15 protein-coding genes are annotated in these 15,480 nt (G+C 59.4%); 4 read left to right on the top strand and 11 right to left on the bottom strand.

All coding sequences use genetic code 11. The features are described 5' to 3' along the window. The first annotated feature begins 2 nt into the window (after positions 1-2). Both ACZ1GS_RS00400 and ACZ1GS_RS00395 read left to right on the top strand, forming a co-directional pair. Positions 3-788 carry an SDR family NAD(P)-dependent oxidoreductase gene (locus ACZ1GS_RS00400; protein ID WP_472696536.1) on the top strand — a complete coding sequence of 262 codons (786 nt, stop codon included), beginning with the start codon at positions 3-5 and terminating at the stop codon, positions 786-788. Positions 789-857: 69 nt separating this feature from the next. Continuing rightward, positions 858-1,499, top strand: coding sequence for a VTT domain-containing protein (locus tag ACZ1GS_RS00395; RefSeq protein WP_472696535.1), 642 nt, complete (start codon positions 858-860; stop codon positions 1,497-1,499). 12 nt (positions 1,500-1,511) lie between these two features. Here the strand turns inward: ACZ1GS_RS00395 and ACZ1GS_RS00390 are convergent, their stop codons facing one another. From ACZ1GS_RS00390 to ACZ1GS_RS00365, 6 genes are all read right to left on the bottom strand, one after another. Further along, positions 1,512-2,462, bottom strand: coding sequence for a carbon-nitrogen hydrolase family protein (locus ACZ1GS_RS00390; RefSeq protein ID WP_472696534.1), 951 nt, complete (start codon positions 2,460-2,462; stop codon positions 1,512-1,514). A 15-nt stretch (positions 2,463-2,477) separates the two neighbouring features. Next, positions 2,478-3,449, bottom strand: a complete 972-nt coding sequence (locus ACZ1GS_RS00385) for an alpha/beta fold hydrolase (protein ID WP_472696533.1) — start codon at positions 3,447-3,449, stop codon at positions 2,478-2,480. Then, positions 3,442-3,840 (bottom strand): RidA family protein, encoded by a 399-nt coding sequence (locus ACZ1GS_RS00380; RefSeq protein WP_472696532.1) that lies wholly within the window; start codon positions 3,838-3,840, stop codon positions 3,442-3,444. The genes ACZ1GS_RS00385 and ACZ1GS_RS00380 overlap by 8 nt, the downstream gene beginning before the upstream one ends. Positions 3,841-3,842: 2 nt before the next feature. Then, the gene (locus tag ACZ1GS_RS00375; RefSeq protein ID WP_472696531.1) at positions 3,843-4,601 is read right to left on the bottom strand and encodes a crotonase/enoyl-CoA hydratase family protein; all 759 of its coding nucleotides are present in this window, start codon (positions 4,599-4,601) and stop codon (positions 3,843-3,845) included. 119 nt (positions 4,602-4,720) lie between these two features. Then, positions 4,721-5,845: an acyl-CoA dehydrogenase family protein gene (locus tag ACZ1GS_RS00370; protein WP_472696530.1), complete on the bottom strand. Its 1,125-nt coding sequence runs from the start codon at positions 5,843-5,845 to the stop codon at positions 4,721-4,723. Between the two features lie 53 nt (positions 5,846-5,898). Next, the gene (locus ACZ1GS_RS00365) at positions 5,899-7,113 is read right to left on the bottom strand and encodes an acyl-CoA dehydrogenase family protein (protein ID WP_472696529.1); all 1,215 of its coding nucleotides are present in this window, start codon (positions 7,111-7,113) and stop codon (positions 5,899-5,901) included. A 145-nt stretch (positions 7,114-7,258) separates the two neighbouring features. On the opposite strand from ACZ1GS_RS00365, the gene ACZ1GS_RS00360 reads away from it, so the two are divergent. Together ACZ1GS_RS00360 and ACZ1GS_RS00355 are read left to right on the top strand one after the other, a co-directional pair. After that, on the top strand, positions 7,259-9,478 hold the full coding sequence (locus ACZ1GS_RS00360; RefSeq protein ID WP_472696528.1) for a molybdopterin-containing oxidoreductase family protein: 2,220 nt from the start codon (positions 7,259-7,261) through the stop codon (positions 9,476-9,478). A 52-nt stretch (positions 9,479-9,530) separates the two neighbouring features. Beyond that, positions 9,531-10,295 (top strand): SDR family NAD(P)-dependent oxidoreductase, encoded by a 765-nt coding sequence (locus ACZ1GS_RS00355; protein WP_472696527.1) that lies wholly within the window; start codon positions 9,531-9,533, stop codon positions 10,293-10,295. 241 nt (positions 10,296-10,536) lie between these two features. Here ACZ1GS_RS00355 and ACZ1GS_RS00350 read toward each other — a convergent pair whose 3' ends face one another. From ACZ1GS_RS00350 to ACZ1GS_RS00330, 5 genes are all read right to left on the bottom strand, one after another. Continuing rightward, positions 10,537-11,388 carry a hypothetical protein gene (locus ACZ1GS_RS00350; RefSeq protein WP_472696526.1) on the bottom strand — a complete coding sequence of 284 codons (852 nt, stop codon included), beginning with the start codon at positions 11,386-11,388 and terminating at the stop codon, positions 10,537-10,539. A gap of 175 nt (positions 11,389-11,563) precedes the next feature. Continuing rightward, a complete protein-coding gene (locus ACZ1GS_RS00345) occupies positions 11,564-12,124 on the bottom strand; it encodes a gamma carbonic anhydrase family protein (protein WP_472696525.1) in 561 nt (186 codons plus the stop codon). A gap of 207 nt (positions 12,125-12,331) precedes the next feature. After that, a complete protein-coding gene (locus ACZ1GS_RS00340; protein WP_472696524.1) occupies positions 12,332-12,790 on the bottom strand; it encodes a MaoC family dehydratase in 459 nt (152 codons plus the stop codon). A 24-nt stretch (positions 12,791-12,814) separates the two neighbouring features. After that, the gene (locus ACZ1GS_RS00335; RefSeq protein WP_472696523.1) at positions 12,815-13,729 is read right to left on the bottom strand and encodes an SDR family NAD(P)-dependent oxidoreductase; all 915 of its coding nucleotides are present in this window, start codon (positions 13,727-13,729) and stop codon (positions 12,815-12,817) included. A gap of 94 nt (positions 13,730-13,823) precedes the next feature. Then, entirely contained in the window at positions 13,824-15,383 is a 1,560-nt protein-coding gene (locus ACZ1GS_RS00330) for a WS/DGAT/MGAT family O-acyltransferase (RefSeq protein ID WP_472696522.1), read from the bottom strand. Positions 15,384-15,480 lie beyond the last annotated feature (97 nt).

The following is a 15,480-nucleotide window of genomic DNA, read 5'->3' as shown; positions in this document are numbered from 1 at the left end:
GCGTGATACCCTATCAACCGCTAAGCCGTTCAATCGCTGGCAAGAAAGCCATTGTCACCGGCGCCGCCAGCGGTATGGGCCGGGCCACCGCGCATCTGTTCGCTTCGGAAGGCGCCACCGTGGCGGTGACCGATCTTGATCAGGCAAAATGCGATGCCGTGGTCGAGGAAATAGCCGCCGCCGGCTATGCCGGGTCGGCGGAAGGCTGGGCGCTGGATGTCAGCAATCCCGATGCGATCAAGGCGGTTGTGGGCGAGATTGCGACGGCCTTTGGCGGCATTGATATTCTCGTCAACAATGCCGGCTTTGCGATCCCTGCCGATGTCGCCGAAGACAGCTATGAAGACAGCTGGGAGCCGACTGTGGCGGTCATGCTGGCCGCGCATCAGCGGATGATCCGGGCCGCCTTGCCCCATCTGCGCGAGGCCGAGCATCCCCGTATCGTCAATATCGCCTCGACCGAAGGCCTGGGCGCCTCGCCGGGCAACAGCCCCTATGTCGCCGCCAAACATGGCGTGATCGGCCTGACTCGCGGACTGGCCGTCGACCTTGGCCGAGAAGCCATTACCGTCAACTGCATCTGCCCGGGCCCGATCCGCACCGGCATTACCGATGCTATCGCCGAAGAGCACAAGACCATATATGCCAAACGCCGAGTGCCGCTACGCCGCTATGCCATTCCCGAGGAGGTTGCCCATATGACGCTGTCCTGCGTCCTCCCTGCTGCGAGCTTTCTGACCGGCGCGGTAATTCCGGTTGATGGCGGCCTGACGATCAAGAACGCCTGACCCGCCCTCGCCGGTCGACGGGCATCGGCAAACTGAAAAGGAACGCCCATCCGCCCGCTGCTCAAAGTGATGCTGGTCATGCTCGGCTTTTTCGGCCTACTGTTCCTGTTCGGGCACGGTTTTGGCTGGCTGACCGCTGACACCATCCGGGCGGCGCTGACCGAAGCTGCGTCACTGGACCACCGCTATCTCTTCGCGCTGGTCATCATCCTGCTATTTGTCGATCTGTTCGTCACCGTCCCGACCTTGACGACCCTGTTGCTGGCGGGATATTTTCTCGGCTTCCCGATCGGTGCGCTAGCCGGATTTCTCGGCATTGGCTGCGGCGCGGCGACCGGCTATTGGGCGAGCCGGCAATGGGGTGGCCGGGCGATCGCCACCATCGTGGGCGATGCCGACCAACGCGAAGAGCTGACCACGACATTCAACCGCCACGGCCCGGTGATGATCCTGCTTGCACGCGCTGCGCCCATGGTCCCGGAGATGACCGCCTGCCTGGCCGGCGCCACGCGAATGCCGTTCTGGCGCTACGGGCTGTTTTTCACCCTCAGCACCGCCCCCTATGTGCTGATCGCCGCCTATGCCGGATCGATCAGTTCGCTGGAGGATCCCAAGCCGGCGATTTTTGCATCCTTGCTGCTCTATGCGGTGCTGTGGACCGGCTGGCTTGTCTTTCGGCGGCGCCAGAGCAAAGCCGAACCGGCGCCTTAGCAGCGCCCGAATTCAGGACTTCCGGACATTTTTCTGGGGTTGCACATTGGCTTGCAGTTCAAACACATCCGGCCGCGCGTAATGGCCGGCGACATCCATGTCGAACTTGCCACGGGTCCGGTCGTCGAGATCAATAGCGGCGGTGAGAATCACCTCCTCGCCAAAGACCGGGCCGGCGAGGACCGCACCCGACGGACCAATGATACAGCTGCCGCCGCTGATCAGCACGGTGTCGGGGGCATTGCCCTGCAGCGCGTCAAAATGCCTATCATCAAGACTGATTATCCCGCGTTCGAGATATTGGCAGGCCGAGAGAACAAAAGCACGGCTCTCCAGCGCGATGGTCTGCATGGTCGGCAGCCACACTGGCCGATCGTCGACCGTCGACACGCAATAAAAATCCGGCTGTGCGTCATAATAATAGCTGCGCAGCAGCGGCATGTAATTTTCCCAGCAGATCGCGCTGACCAGCCGGCCGGCGCTGCTGTCCATGACCGGTAGATCGCTGCCATCGCCCTGCCCCCAGATCAGCCGTTCCATCGCGGTCGGGACCAGTTTGCGATGCACGCCCAGCAGGCTGCCATCTTTCTCGAAACTGAAGGTGGAACAATAGAGCGTCGCCCCCTTGCGTTCGATCGCGCCGACCACCGCCGCCAGACCATTGGCCGCCACCGCCTCGCTCAGCATCTCAAATTCCGGCGACCCGAGCATGATGGCGTTGTCAGAATAGAGCCGGAACAGGTCCCGCCCGGCATCATCACGCGAGCCGACCCGGACGCCAAAGTCGACACCCTTGGGATAGCCGCCGACAAAGGCTTCGGGAAACACCGCGAGATCGCTTTTGGCGGCCTTGGCTTGCGCCAGAAGATCGGCAAATTTCTCTAGGGTCGCTGGCGTGTCAAATGGGTCCGAACCCGCCTGAACGACCGACACTCTGCGGCTGCGGTTGTTGCTGCTCACCATCACACCTCTTTCCGCTCAGGCCTCGCCCCACAAGGCCAGAACAGAGCGCAACGCGGTAACAAAAGCAAGCGGCTGATCGAGCATCAGATGATGTTCTGCCTCCGGCACCGCAATCATCGGGATATGGTCTCCACCCAATTCGCGCAGAAAGGCCGCGCTGTCATTGTCGAACAATTTGCTGTTCTCGCCATAGACGATGGCCAGGCGGTGCGGCAGATTGACAATCCGATGCGGCGCACGAATCCACTGCTCCTGATCGCTCACGCTGCGCTGGAAAACTTTCGGATCGAATTTCCACGACCAGCCGCCGTCTCCGGCCGGTCGCAGCGAATGATAGGCCATATAATCGAACAGGAAGGGCTGCTGCACCGGTTGCGGCGGCGACAGGACAAAGCGGCCATACGCCGTTTCATAGTCGGGATAGACCTTGTTCGGACGATCCGCGCGCCCCGATCCCGGTGGCCCGCCGCCTTCCTTGAAATGCGCCGCCAGTCGTTCCGGCCGCAAGATCATCAGATCACAAATGACCAGGCCGCCAAACCGCGCCCCGGCCAGCTCCATCGCGGTCAGCGCGACACCCGATCCGAAGCTGTGGGCAATGATCTTGGGTGGCACCGGTCCGGAAAACAGATCCAGAGCATCGGCAATGGCCACCATCTGCTCGGCGCGCTTGGTGCCATCGCAATCGGTGATCATCTCGCTTTCGCCCATTCCGGCCAGGTCATAAGCAATAATGTCATAGTCGGCCGCAAGAAACGGCGCGATAAAGGCAAAGCAGCGCGCATGCGCGAGAAAGCCGTGAGTCAGCAGCAGCGGCGGATTGCCGCGCGTGCCCCAACGGAAATAGTGCACTTGATTGCCATCCACTTCGACAAAAGCGTCTTCCCGCGGGACGGCCATGGCAGCGGTGAACCAGTCCGGAAGCGCGTGCCCCCTTGCCCAGCGATCGACAATATCGGTACTGCCGGTTGCGATTTCGTCAGACAATCGCGATCGCCTCGATCTCGATTTGCAGCCCCGGACCGGCGAGCGCCGAACATCCAATGGCAGTGCATGCCGCCTGGTGACCGGCCAAAAACTCCAAGATCTGCCCAAAGGCGTCATTGCCGCGCTCTTCGGTATAATCGACAATGAATACCCGCGCCGACACGATATTTTCCGGACCGGCACCGGCCGAAGCCAGGGCCTTGCCAAGATTATCAGCGGCCAGCTTGGCCTGTTCGGCAATCGTCGGCGGCGGCGGATCGCCCGCTGGCGTCCAGGCCACCTGACCCGAGATGAAGATCATCTTGCCTGGTGTGCAGGTTGTCACCTGAGAATAGCCGATCGCGCCAGCGTCGGGCAGGCTATCGGGATTGATGCGCTCGATATCGGGCATTGCTATTCGCCCTTCCATTCCGGCTTGCGCTTCTGGGCAAAGGCGAGCGAGCCTTCCTGCGCATCCTTCGAGGTGAAGACCGGCGCGGTGATTTCGGCCTGTTTCTTCCAGGCTTCTTCGCTGGTCCAGTCATAGCTTTCGTTGATGATCTTCTTGGTTGCCTTGAGCGCCAGCGGGCCGTTGGCGGCCACCGTGGCGGCCAGTTCAATCGCGGCATCCAGCGCCGGACCATCGGTCAGGCGATTGACAAAACCGACATCATAGGCGCGCTGGGCGGAGAAAAAGTCTCCGGTCAGTGCCATTTCCATCGCCACCCGCTTGCCGACCAGCTGCTGCAGCTTGATCACCCCGCCAGCCGCCGCGACCAGCGAGCGCTTGACTTCGGGAATACCGAATTTGGCGTTGCTGTTGGCAACACACAGGTCACAGGCCAGCGCCAGTTCCAGACCACCCGCCAGGGCATAGCCCTCGACCGCCGCGATGATCGGCTTTTCCGGTCCCTTTTCGGTGATTCCGCCAAAGCCATAGCCTTTCACCGCTGGCGTTTCGCCGCGCAGAAAGCCCTTGAGATCCATGCCCGAGCAGAACGTGCCACCGGCGCCGGTGATGATCCCGGCATTGAGGCTGTTGTCGTTGTCGAGCTGTTCCATTGCCGCGCGAATGCCTTCCGCGGCGGCCTTGGTCATCGCATTTTTAGCCTCGGGCCGGTTGATGGTCACGACGATGAAACCGTCCTGAATATCCGTAAGTACTTCTGACATTTTGCTCTCCTTTTCAGTTATGTGCCCCTGCGAAGGCCGGGGTCCATCTCCCACGATCCTAATTCACCAATGCGGTGAGAGATGGGCTCCTGCCTTGGCAGGAGCACGGATGGGTTTATTCAATCAAATAGCAGCCCTGACAGTTTCGACCGCTGATAAGCGGCATCACCGATCAGCGCGCCGCGGAATATCGCCTGGCGCCGATGCAACTGGGCATCGCAATCATGCGTGAAACCAAAGCCGCCATGAAACTGGATCGAGCGATCGGCCGCCCGGCTGTAGCTGCTATGCGCCTGCGCCGCGGCCATCCGCACGGCAACCTCGCCGCGGCCCTGCTCGCCCCAGCTATGGGCGGCGCTATAGAGATGCGTCCGCGCCTTTTCATATTCGACATAATTGTCGACCGTCGGATGTTTGAGCGCCTGATAGCTACCGATAATCTTGTCAAACTGCTTGCGGGTGCGCAGATAATCCAGCGTATAGTCGATCACCGCCTGCGCGCCGCCGGTCATTTCGGCCGCGTGAATCAGCCCTGCCACCAGTTCGATCTTTTCGATGGTTTCCCGCGAACGGCTGGCGTCAAACAGCGCATCGGCAGCGACCGACACACCGTCCAGCGTCAGTTCAAAACTGCGCGCGGTTTCGTCGATAATCGCTTCCCGGCGCAGCGCGCCATCGGTCAGATCCGCGCGCTCGATCAGCGCAAAACGCACCGCACCGTCGACCATCACCGAGACAATGATCAGCGCGGCACTGTCCGCCCACAAAACCAGTTGCTTCTTACCGGAGAGCTGGACGCGATCGCCATCCGGCTTGCCGGTGCAATCAATATGGCCCAGATCCCAGTCGCCATGATCTTCCCGCAGGGCGAGCGTAGCCGCCGTGCCCTCGGCAATTTTCGGGAGCCATTCCGCCTGCTGCGCTTCGCTGCCGCCGGCCAGCAGCGCCTGCGCGGCGAGCGTGGTTGATCCGAACGGTGTGTTCATCAGGTTGCGGCCCATCTGCTCGGCAATCGGCACCACTTCCGCCATCGACAGCCCGACGCCGCCATGGGCTTCGGGAATCGCAATGGCAAGCCAGCCCAGTTCGCCGATTTCCTGCCACACCGCCGGGTCATAGCCGAGCCCATCGTCGATCAGCGCGCGGACCTTTTCAATCGGGGATTTGTCGCGACAGAAATTGATCGCCACGTCCATCAGTTCAATTTGTTCTTCGGTCGTGCCGATTGTACCTAGATTATCCATTATTTCCCAATCTCTCTCCGCCCAGCATGAGCAGGGTTTTCCATCCGTTTCGCTTATCGCGTTTTCGGCAAGCCAAGCGCATGCTCAGCGACAATATTACGTTGAATCTCCGACGTTCCGCCACCGATGGTCGCGGAAAAACTGTTGAGATAGCTGCGATGCCAATAGCCGTCATCAACCGCATTCTCGTCGCCGACATAATAGCCCGCCTTAGTGCCCTGAAAGCCGAGCGAAAACTCGGTTAGCTCGCGAATCAGCTCGGTCCGCGCCAGCTTGTTCATCAGCGGCAGGCCCATCGGCTTGTCCTGCATCAGTTGCGGCATCCGGCGACGGGTATTGTTGAGGTTCAGCGCCTGAATATCGATCATATATTGCGTCATCTTGTCGCGCATGACCGGGTCGTCGAGCAGGGGCTTGCCGTTGCGCATCGATTTCTTGGCGAGCTCGACAATCTGCATCACGTCGAGCTCCTTGACGAAATAGCCGCCAACCGGCTTGACCTTGGCACCGCGCTCATATTCCAGCGTCTTCATCGCCATCGACCAGCCATTGCCCTCGCCGCCGAACAGGCAGTCGGCGCTGATCCGCGCATCGGTGAAGAAGGTTTGCACAAAACCATATTCACCAGTCAGCTTCTTGATCCGGCTGGTGCTGATCCCGTCAATCTTCATCGGATTGAGGAAGAAGCTCAGGCCCTTATATTTGTTTTCCGCTTCAAAATCGGTTCGCGCGAGCAGGATCATATATTTTGCGCGATCGCCCAGCGAGGTCCAGATCTTCGACCCGTTGAGCACATAGTCATCCCCGTCGCGCACGGCTTTCAGCTGCGCATTGCCGAGATCGCTGCCATGTTCCGGTTCCGAAAAACCCTGGCACCAGATATCTTCGGCATTCAGCATGCCCTTGATATAGGTCTGCTTCTGCTCTTCCGATCCGAGATCGAGGATCAGCGGCCCGGCCCAGCCATTGCCGATGGCATTGAGCATGATCGGTGCGTCATATTTTTTCATCGCCCGTGTGGCGACGCGCTGAAACTCGGTATGCAGGCCGCCGCCGCCATATTCGCTGGGCCAGCTGGCGCCGAGATAGCCCGCTTCGTAAACCTTGCGCTGCCACTCGCGCAGAAAATCAAATTGCTCGTCCGTGCTCACTTCCATAAAGGTCAGTGGCAGCATGAAGCCGGGATCGCGCACGGTGTTTTCCTTGAACCACGCATCGGCGGCTTCGCCATATTCTTTTAACTCGGCGGCATCGGGTTTCTCGGCCATGGATTGTGCTCCTCGTGCGGTTTGATTGCGAACGTCCCTTATCAATAGGGTCAGTGGAAGAATCCTATCGGTTCCCCTACTCTCAATTTAACTGAACGACTAAATTGCAAAAAGCAATGGTCCACAACATCTATCGGAGACTGAAATGGCGATCGAACAGAAACATGTAATGTGCCGGGCCTGTCACGCCCATTGCGGGTTGATCGTCGATTTTGAAGATGGTGTTCCGGTCGCGACCCATGGCGACAAGGACAATCCCGAATTTGGTGGCTATAGCTGCATCAAGGGCCGCCAGCTCGCCAATTATCACAGCCTGCCAACCCGGCTGCTGACCAGCTATAAAGGCATGCGCGACGGTGATCAGCAGCCGATCCACTGGGGCGATGCCGCACAGGAAATCGGCGACAAGATCCAGGCGATCGTCGCCGAACATGGCCCCGATGCGATTGCCTCCTATGTTGGGACCTTTGGCTATAACAATCTCAACGGCCATGCTTTTTTCCTCGCGCTGATGGACGCGATCGGATCGACATCGGTCTATGACAGTGTGACTATCGACCAGCCGGGCAAGGGTGTTGCCCGGGCGCTGGTCGGGTCCTGGCTCGCCGGGGCCCCGCGGATTGACAGCTGGGACGGGCTGATGCTGGTCGGCACCAATCCGATCGTTTCGATGAACGGCGGTCTGGGCATGAACCCGGCGAAGAAATTGCACGACGCCAAAAAGCGCGGGATGCAGCTGGTGGTCATTGACCCGCGCAAGACCGAAAGCGCACGCCAGGCCGATGTCCATCTGCAATGCCGCCCCGGCCAGGACCCGATCCTGCTCGGCGCGATTGCCAAGATCGTGATCAACGAGAAACTCTATGACGCCGAATTTGTCGCCAAGGATGTGCAGGGCTTTGAGGAGCTGAAAAAAGCGGTCCAGCCGTTTGATGCCGGTCCCGCTGCCGAGCGCGCCGGGGTTGCCGCCGAAGATATCGTCAAGGCGGCACGGATGTACGGATCGTGGAAACGCGGCAGCATCAGCGTCGGCACCGGACCGAATATGTCGGGCGGTTGCAATATTACCGAATATCTCAATCTCTCGCTGACCTCGATCATGGGCCACTGGCTGCGCGAGGGCGATCGCAACAAACGCAGCGGCGTGCTGATGAAACCCGCGCCGGCGATTGCTGCCGCTTCCGGGCCGATGGATGCCTGGGGTTTCGGCCGCAAATTGACCAGCCGCGATCTCGAACAGACCATCTCGGGGATGCCGACCGCAGCCCTGCCGGACGAGATCCTGCAAGATGGCCCCAAGAAAGTCCGCGCCCTGATCTGTCTGGGCGGCAATCCCATGCTCGCCTGGCCCGACCAGATCAAGACCTTTGAAGCGATGAAAGATCTTGAGCTGCTGGTCTGTGTCGATCCGCGCATGTCCAAGACGGCCGAAATAGCCGACTATGTCATCGCCCCGAAACTGCATTATGAAGTCCATGGCAACACCGCCGCGCCGGAAATGTTTGGCGGCTTCGGCGCCGGCTGGGGGTTCGAAGACAATTATGCGCAGGCCAGCGCCCCGATCATGGAATCGCCGGAAGGGTCGGATCTGTGTGAAGAATATGAATTTGTGCACACATTGGCGACCAAGATGGACAAGACTCTCAACGTCAAATCCTGGTCCCTGCTCGCCTATCCCGAGGAGCGCGAAGCGAAAGCCACCGCGATACCGCCCGGCGAAACGCCCGATCCGATCACCGCATGGGGGGCCTCGCTTAACGGGTCGCCGGTGCCGATTGCCGATGTCTATGCCGATCCCGAAGCGCATAAGGGCAAGATCATGGATGCGCAGGCGCTGCTCGTGCAGCCCAAGCCGGAAGGCTGGGAAGGCAAGATGTCGGTAGGCAATGCCGACATGATGGCTGAACTGGCGGACTTTGCCGCGGTGCTCGGCGAGCCGGTACCCGAAGAGGAATTCCCGATGCGGATGATCTCGCGGCGGATGTCCGAAATCCACAACAGCAACTGGCACGAAGATCCGGTCCAGCGCAAGCGCGTGCCGCATCATCCGGCCTTCATGAACCCGGATGACATGGCCGAACTGGGGATTGCAAACGGTCAGGTCGTGGAAATCGAATCCGCGCGGTCGATGATCAGCTGCGTCGCGAAAACCGCGCCGGATGTCCGCAGCGGCTGCGTTTCGCTGCCACATAGCTGGGGCGGCAATCCCGATGAAAAAGCCGATCCGCGCGGCGCCGGCGGCAATACCGGCAAGCTGTCCTATAATGACCGCGATTTCGACGAAAAAACCGGCATTCCATTGATGAGCAATATCCCGATCCGGGTGCGTCCGGTGGTTGAAGAAGAAGTCATCGCGGCGGAATGATCGGAAAACCCGACGGCGCTCCGGCAGGGCGTGGTTTTACGGAGACAAGATCATGACCAATCCGCTGTTCGACCTGACTGGCGAAGTGGCCGTCATCACCGGCGCCGGGCGCGGCATTGGCGAAGGCATGGCAAAGACACTCGCCGATGCCGGATGCGATGTCGTTTGCGCCTCACGCAGTGCTGATGAAATTCAATCGGTCGCCGACGAAATCAACGCCAGCAATGCCGGCGGCCGCGCGATCGCACAGGTTACCGATGTGACCAGCGCCGAGGACATGGACGCGCTCGCCCAGCGCGCGGTCGATGAATTTGGCAAGCTCGATATCTGGGTCAATAATGCCGGCGGTTCACTGGTCTCCGCGCCGCTGACCGAACTCGACGAGGCGGAATGGAACAAGACCCTAGCGGTCAATCTGACCTCGGTTTTCCACGGCGTCCGTGCCGCCTGCAAGCATTTTGGCGAAGGCAGCCGGATCGTCAACACCAGCTCGATGGCCGGCCAGGACCCGTTCCCCGGCAGCGGCCATTACAGCGCGGCCAAGGCCGGCGTGCTGATGCTGACCAAGACGCTGGCCCACGAACTCGGCCCCAAGACCCGCGTCAACGCGATCCTCCCAGGCTTTGTCCCGACCGAAACGGTCAAAAAGGCGTTGAGCATGACGGATGCGGATTTTGTCGGCTTCGAAGATACTTTGGGCCTGCCCGCCGGCCGACTGGGTACCCCACAGGATATCGGCGCGCTGACCCTCTACCTGTGCGCACCGGCGTCGGAATGGGTGACTGGGCAATGTATCCGGATCGCGGGTACGCCCTAACGGGGGCAGAGCATTCTGGATATGAAAGCTAGTCTTTCACCATGATCGGAATGTGATCGGGTAATTCAAGCCAGTCATTTTCCGTTATGGAATAGTCTTCTTTGCAAAACTGGATGGCATCATCGAGCGTGTCATACAGATCGTCTCGGGTGCACAAACCCTTCGCAAGCCTGCCATTGGGATGATTGCTGACTTCTGGCCATTGGAAGATTTCCGGGAGGTTGATCCCGATCTTTGGACGTCAGGAACTGGGGCACCCGGCTTGTGCAGCTTTCGCTTCGATTGATTTTTTGTTCTGCGCGACCCGGTCACGCAGCGCATCGAGTTTCATCGCATCGTCCGCGCTGATTGATCGGCGATGCTTCGCCCCCTGACTTTCCATGGATAATATGTCGAGCCATGATTTGAGAAACCCCACTTCCAACGCGAGCAACGCCATGCTGCTGCAATATATCCGGCCGCGACCCGCGCGGCCTTCGGTTTTTTTGAGGCTGGTCCGGATCGAGGGAAATCGCTCTGTCACTTTTTTCTTGGTATCGGCGCAGCAGCCGATCCTTGCCGCCAATCCGCCATAGGAGGCTTCCATTCCGCCGACTTCCATCGCCAAACCATTGAACCAGCTGGAGCGATCGGATCCCGCTCCGGCCGAGTTCCGCTGACCAGCCGGCGCGAACAGCTTGCGCGCTTCCGCGGGAAAGAGCCTGGCGATATAGGTGCCCGCAATTTCAGAGCCGCCGCGATAGGCAATTTTGAACATCTGGAGCGGCTGACCGGTCCGATAGGGATTGCGCGCATGGTTGACCCGGCCGTTTTGAAAGGCCAGGCGCGGGTTGTCCTGATTAAAAGCGAAGGCGCGGTTGCAATAAATATAAGCCGCATCGTGGGCAAGATCGGCATCGGAAGCGACACCGGGAACATGGTCCGGCTTCATGGGATCTGCCGGATGCGCTGCATATCGGTCGCAACCGGCAATCGCCTGTTCCGACGTGAGCGATTGCCAGTCGGGCACGGCAGGGTTTTGCGCCCAAGCAGGAGCCGAAAGGCAAAAGGCCGCCATGGCTGTCGATGCCGCTCGTGATCGCAAATTCCGCATACCGGTCGCCCCTGATTCATGCTGTCTCAAGCGTTTAAGATACTGAAAATGGATCATAACTCAACTGCCCTCGCAGCGGCTCAGAATTGCAGTCTCCGCCTTGCCACCGATCCGCAAAATCCCGAAAGTTGAAATAAGAGAAAAAGCTCAGTCTTTTTTGGCGATGCTTGGAATATCAGTCACTGAGAGACGAAGATGTCATTTTCTGCAAGTCTACCAACTGCTCAGCGCTCAGACGTTCTTCACCCTTCGCATAGTTGCGGGCGATGGTTTCATAGAAGCTGGCATTGAAAAGGGTACGCGCGGAATTGTCCCGCTCACCAATTACTTTCGCCGGAACGCCGGCGATAATGGCGTTTTCCGGGAATATTTTATTCTCGTTGACGATCGAATGGCCCGCGACGATGGAGTTTGCGCCAATCTTGGCTCCGTCCATGATTGTGGCATTGATTCCGATCAGGCACCGGTCACCAATCTCGCATCCATGCAGGGTGACATGATGCGTGATAGAGCAATCCTCGCCAACGATGGTCGGTGTGAAACTGCCCACATGGATCATCACGAAATCCTGAATATTGGTGCGAGCCCCAATTTTGATCTCATGCATTTCTGCGCGCATGACCGCGTTTGGCCAGACCGACGCGCCAGGGCCGACATAGATCTTGCCAAAGAGCTGGGCCGTATCATGGATGAAGGCCGGATCATCCAATGTCACGTCAACGCCGATATGGGGCATAATCAATATCCTCAAAGGGCTATAGTCTGGGCAGCCTTCCGCTGTGCAAAGACCGGTCTTCAGAGTTCGGACGGCAGTTTTCATTGATATGCAGCAGGTTTGCCCGTTACGCAATCTCCGCCTCTGCCTGCGTAACGACCTCCCGCAAAAACAAAAAGGGCCCCGAACCATGTCCGGAGCCCTTCCCAAATTGGTTATCGTCCGAGTTTATCCAACGACAATCATTGCCAGCGACCGCGCGATCAGGGCCGGGGTTTCGATGCCGTCAATTTCCACCGTGACATCATAGGTCATCAGCCAGCGGCCGGGCTGTTTCTCCACCGCATCGACCAGCACGTGGCGCGCGCGGACTTTGGAGCCGGCGCGGACCGGGTTGAGGAAGCGGACCTTGTCATAGCCATAGTTGATGCCCATGACCGCGCCCTCGAGGCCGAGGGTACAGCCATAAGACATGGCCGGCATCAGCGACAGGGTCAGCAGTCCGTGAGCGATGGTGCCGCCAAAGGGCGTATTCTTGGCCTTTTCTTCGTCGACATGGATAAACTGATGATCTTCGGTGCAGTCGGCAAATTTGTTGATCCGGTCCTGGCTGGCTTCAAACCATTCGGACACGCCGACTTCCTTGCCCTTCCAGCTGTCCAGTTCGCTTGCGTTGATTATTGGCATATATCTTCTCCTGTTTGGGGTCTTCTAGCCCTTCATGACTTCCTGCATCCGGCGGAAGAATTTGCCCCCTTGGCCGCCACCATTGGCATATTCCTGCATCCCGGTCTCGTCGAGAATCTGATCGATATTGGCGGCAATGGATTCCGCATTGCGATCGGCTTCCGGCAGCCAGATGCCCTCGGTCTCGAGGATTTTCGCCGCGGCGAAGCCGCCAGCACCGGCGGTCAGGATGGTCTTGGATGGCGCCCCGTCGCTGCACAGATAGACCACCGCGGGCGTCACCGCTTCAGGGACGAGCAATTTCAGCGCTTCTTCCGGCATGATGTCTTCGGTCATGCGGGTGGCGGCGACCGGCGAAATGCAGTTGGTGTGAATGCCCTTGCCCGCGCCTTCCTGATGCAGACTGTTCATCATACCGACCAACGCCAGTTTCGCAGCGCCATAATTGACCTGACCGAAATTGCCATACAGGCCGGTCGATGAGGTCGTCATGACAATCCGGCCATATTGGCGTTCGCGCATATGGTCCCACACCGCCTTGGTGCAATTGGCGCTGCCGGTCAGGTGGACATCCATGACAAACTGGAAATCTTCCATGCCCATTTTGTGGAAGCTCTTGTCGCGCAGCACGCCGGCATTATTGACGAGAATGTCGACATGGCCCCATTTGGCGATCGCATCGGCAACCATTTTTTCGACCGCCGGCATGTCGGTAACGCTGCAACCGGCCGCCATGGCTTCGCCGCCTTCGGCTGCGATCTCGGCGACCACCTGTTCGGCCACGGTTGCAGAACCGCCTGTGCCATCCCGCGCGCCGCCAAAGTCATTGACCACCACTTTTACGCCGCGCCGCGCCAGTTCCATGGCATGCTGTTTGCCGAGACCGGCGCCCGCGCCGGTCACGATTGCTACGCGGTCATTAAATTCTACACTGCTCATCGGAAAATCGCCTCTCGGTTAGGAATTTATCGCGCTGAGGGATGCGCAATCCGACCGAGTGAGTCAAGCCAAGGTGTGGAGATTCGGTTTGCAGCTATTTGGCGGCTTTCCTGCGACCCTTGCCTGCCGTAGCGGCAGCGGAGGTCATCCGCTTCTTCGGTTTTTTTGCAGCTGTCTTCGCCCCAGACTTGCTGGCCGTCTTTTTGGACTTGGCCTTGCGCGCTTTCGCCGCCTTCGCCTTCTTGGCCGCCGCCATCAGATCGGCAAAAGCCTGCTCCGCCATCCCGATATAGACCGCCGGATCGGGCAGCATCTCGCGATCCGCCGTGATCGTCAGCATCAGCTCGCCATTATAGCTGGTGACGGTATGGAACACGCCCATGCCATCGACCGGCAGGCCCATGCCAAAGGACCGCTTTAGTTCCGAACCGGCGAAATACATCGCCATCGGCGGGCCCGGAACATTGGTGACCACCGTATTGATTTGTGGGGCGACCGTCTGGCCGAGGCCCATGCGGGAGGCGAGCTTGGTCGCGGCCGCGGTCAGCCCGGCCGGCATCGCGCCGCTGAGATCCATCAACGCCTTGGCGCCGACGGCTTCGTTCATGCCCTTTGACCGGCTGGTTTCCTTGGCGATAAATTCCAGACGCTTTTCGGGTTCGGCAATATGGGTGCCGAGGCCGATCTGCATCATCGACACCTGGTTGCCACCCGCCGCATCACCATTGTCGTCACGCAGCGATACCGGCGCACCGGCTTTGAGCGTAGCCTCCGGCAGTTCGCCCTTGCCGCTCAAATAAGCGCGCAATGTGCCGCCAACCACGGTCAGCATCACGTCATTAACGGTTGCGCCCGGAAAAGCGGCGCGAATAGTCTTGATATCGGACAGCTTGAAAATCGCCGCGTCATAGACCCGATGCGGGGACATCTTGCGGTTGAGCCGGGTCTTGGGCACCGCCGTCGCGGCATCCTTCTGCTGTTTGTTGTCCCGCAAAAAGTCATACATTTGCTTCGGCACCGGCAGTAATTTTCCGAGATTGCGCAGACCCCGGACCGGATTGGCGACATTGTTGACCTGGGCCCGGGCGAGCAGTGTCAGATCATTGGGCGGGGTTTCCGGCTTCCACTGATAGTCAAAGTCCTGCGGCGCCATTTTTGCATCGAGATCATGCAAGGCGAGGGTCATCTGCAGTCCGGACTGGCCATCCATGGCGGCGTGATGAAACTTGTGCAGCACGGCATAGCTGCCCTTCGGCACACCGGCGACATTGTCGAGACCTTCGATGACCGTAAATTCCCACAGCGGCCGGTTCATATCGAGCGGCCGCGCATAGATCCGCGCCGCCTGGATGCAAAGCTGGCGCCAGTCGCCCGGCTGCGGCAGCGCGATATGGCGGACATGATATTCGAGATCGAAATTCTCGTCCTCGATCCAGTAAGGGTGATCGAGATCGAGTGGCACGCGGACCAGTTTCTGACGGAAAATCCGTGCGCCATCGAGCCGGCCTTCAACATAGGACAAGATATCCTTGAAGCCGACCTTTCCGCCCGGAGCGGTTGCGGGATCGTAGATCAGCAACTGGCCGATATGCATCGGAACATTGCGGGTTTCGGTATAGGCAAACATCGCATCCAGCGCACCGAGTTGTTCCATTATTGTCCCCTTTTCCTGGTCTTGGCCAGTGTTTGCCGCAATCCATGCTGCATCTATGCTGCACCCATGTTGCGCAGCATAAACAGGAATGGTTAAG

It is taken from the genome of Parasphingorhabdus sp. W113, from assembly GCF_055693205.1.
This window is presented reverse-complemented; position numbering and strand designations above follow the sequence as displayed.

What these genes read in the sequence shown, in the direction of transcription:
- ACZ1GS_RS00370 (WP_472696530.1), bottom strand. Translation starts at nt 5,845, where the DNA reads ATGGATAATCTAGGTACAATCGGCACGACCGAAGAACAAATTGAACTG.
- ACZ1GS_RS00360 (WP_472696528.1), top strand. Translation starts at nt 7,259, where the DNA reads ATGGCGATCGAACAGAAACATGTAATGTGCCGGGCCTGTCACGCCCAT.
- ACZ1GS_RS00355 (WP_472696527.1), top strand. Translation starts at nt 9,531, where the DNA reads ATGACCAATCCGCTGTTCGACCTGACTGGCGAAGTGGCCGTCATCACC.
- ACZ1GS_RS00390 (WP_472696534.1), bottom strand. Translation starts at nt 2,462, where the DNA reads ATGGTGAGCAGCAACAACCGCAGCCGCAGAGTGTCGGTCGTTCAGGCG.
- ACZ1GS_RS00330 (WP_472696522.1), bottom strand. Translation starts at nt 15,383, where the DNA reads ATGGAACAACTCGGTGCGCTGGATGCGATGTTTGCCTATACCGAAACC.
- ACZ1GS_RS00365 (WP_472696529.1), bottom strand. Translation starts at nt 7,113, where the DNA reads ATGGCCGAGAAACCCGATGCCGCCGAGTTAAAAGAATATGGCGAAGCC.
- ACZ1GS_RS00345 (WP_472696525.1), bottom strand. Translation starts at nt 12,124, where the DNA reads ATGCCCCATATCGGCGTTGACGTGACATTGGATGATCCGGCCTTCATC.
- ACZ1GS_RS00340 (WP_472696524.1), bottom strand. Translation starts at nt 12,790, where the DNA reads ATGCCAATAATCAACGCAAGCGAACTGGACAGCTGGAAGGGCAAGGAA.
- ACZ1GS_RS00380 (WP_472696532.1), bottom strand. Translation starts at nt 3,840, where the DNA reads ATGCCCGATATCGAGCGCATCAATCCCGATAGCCTGCCCGACGCTGGC.
- ACZ1GS_RS00335 (WP_472696523.1), bottom strand. Translation starts at nt 13,729, where the DNA reads ATGAGCAGTGTAGAATTTAATGACCGCGTAGCAATCGTGACCGGCGCG.
- ACZ1GS_RS00375 (WP_472696531.1), bottom strand. Translation starts at nt 4,601, where the DNA reads ATGTCAGAAGTACTTACGGATATTCAGGACGGTTTCATCGTCGTGACC.
- ACZ1GS_RS00350 (WP_472696526.1), bottom strand. Translation starts at nt 11,388, where the DNA reads ATGCGGAATTTGCGATCACGAGCGGCATCGACAGCCATGGCGGCCTTT.
- ACZ1GS_RS00395 (WP_472696535.1), top strand. Translation starts at nt 858, where the DNA reads ATGCTGGTCATGCTCGGCTTTTTCGGCCTACTGTTCCTGTTCGGGCAC.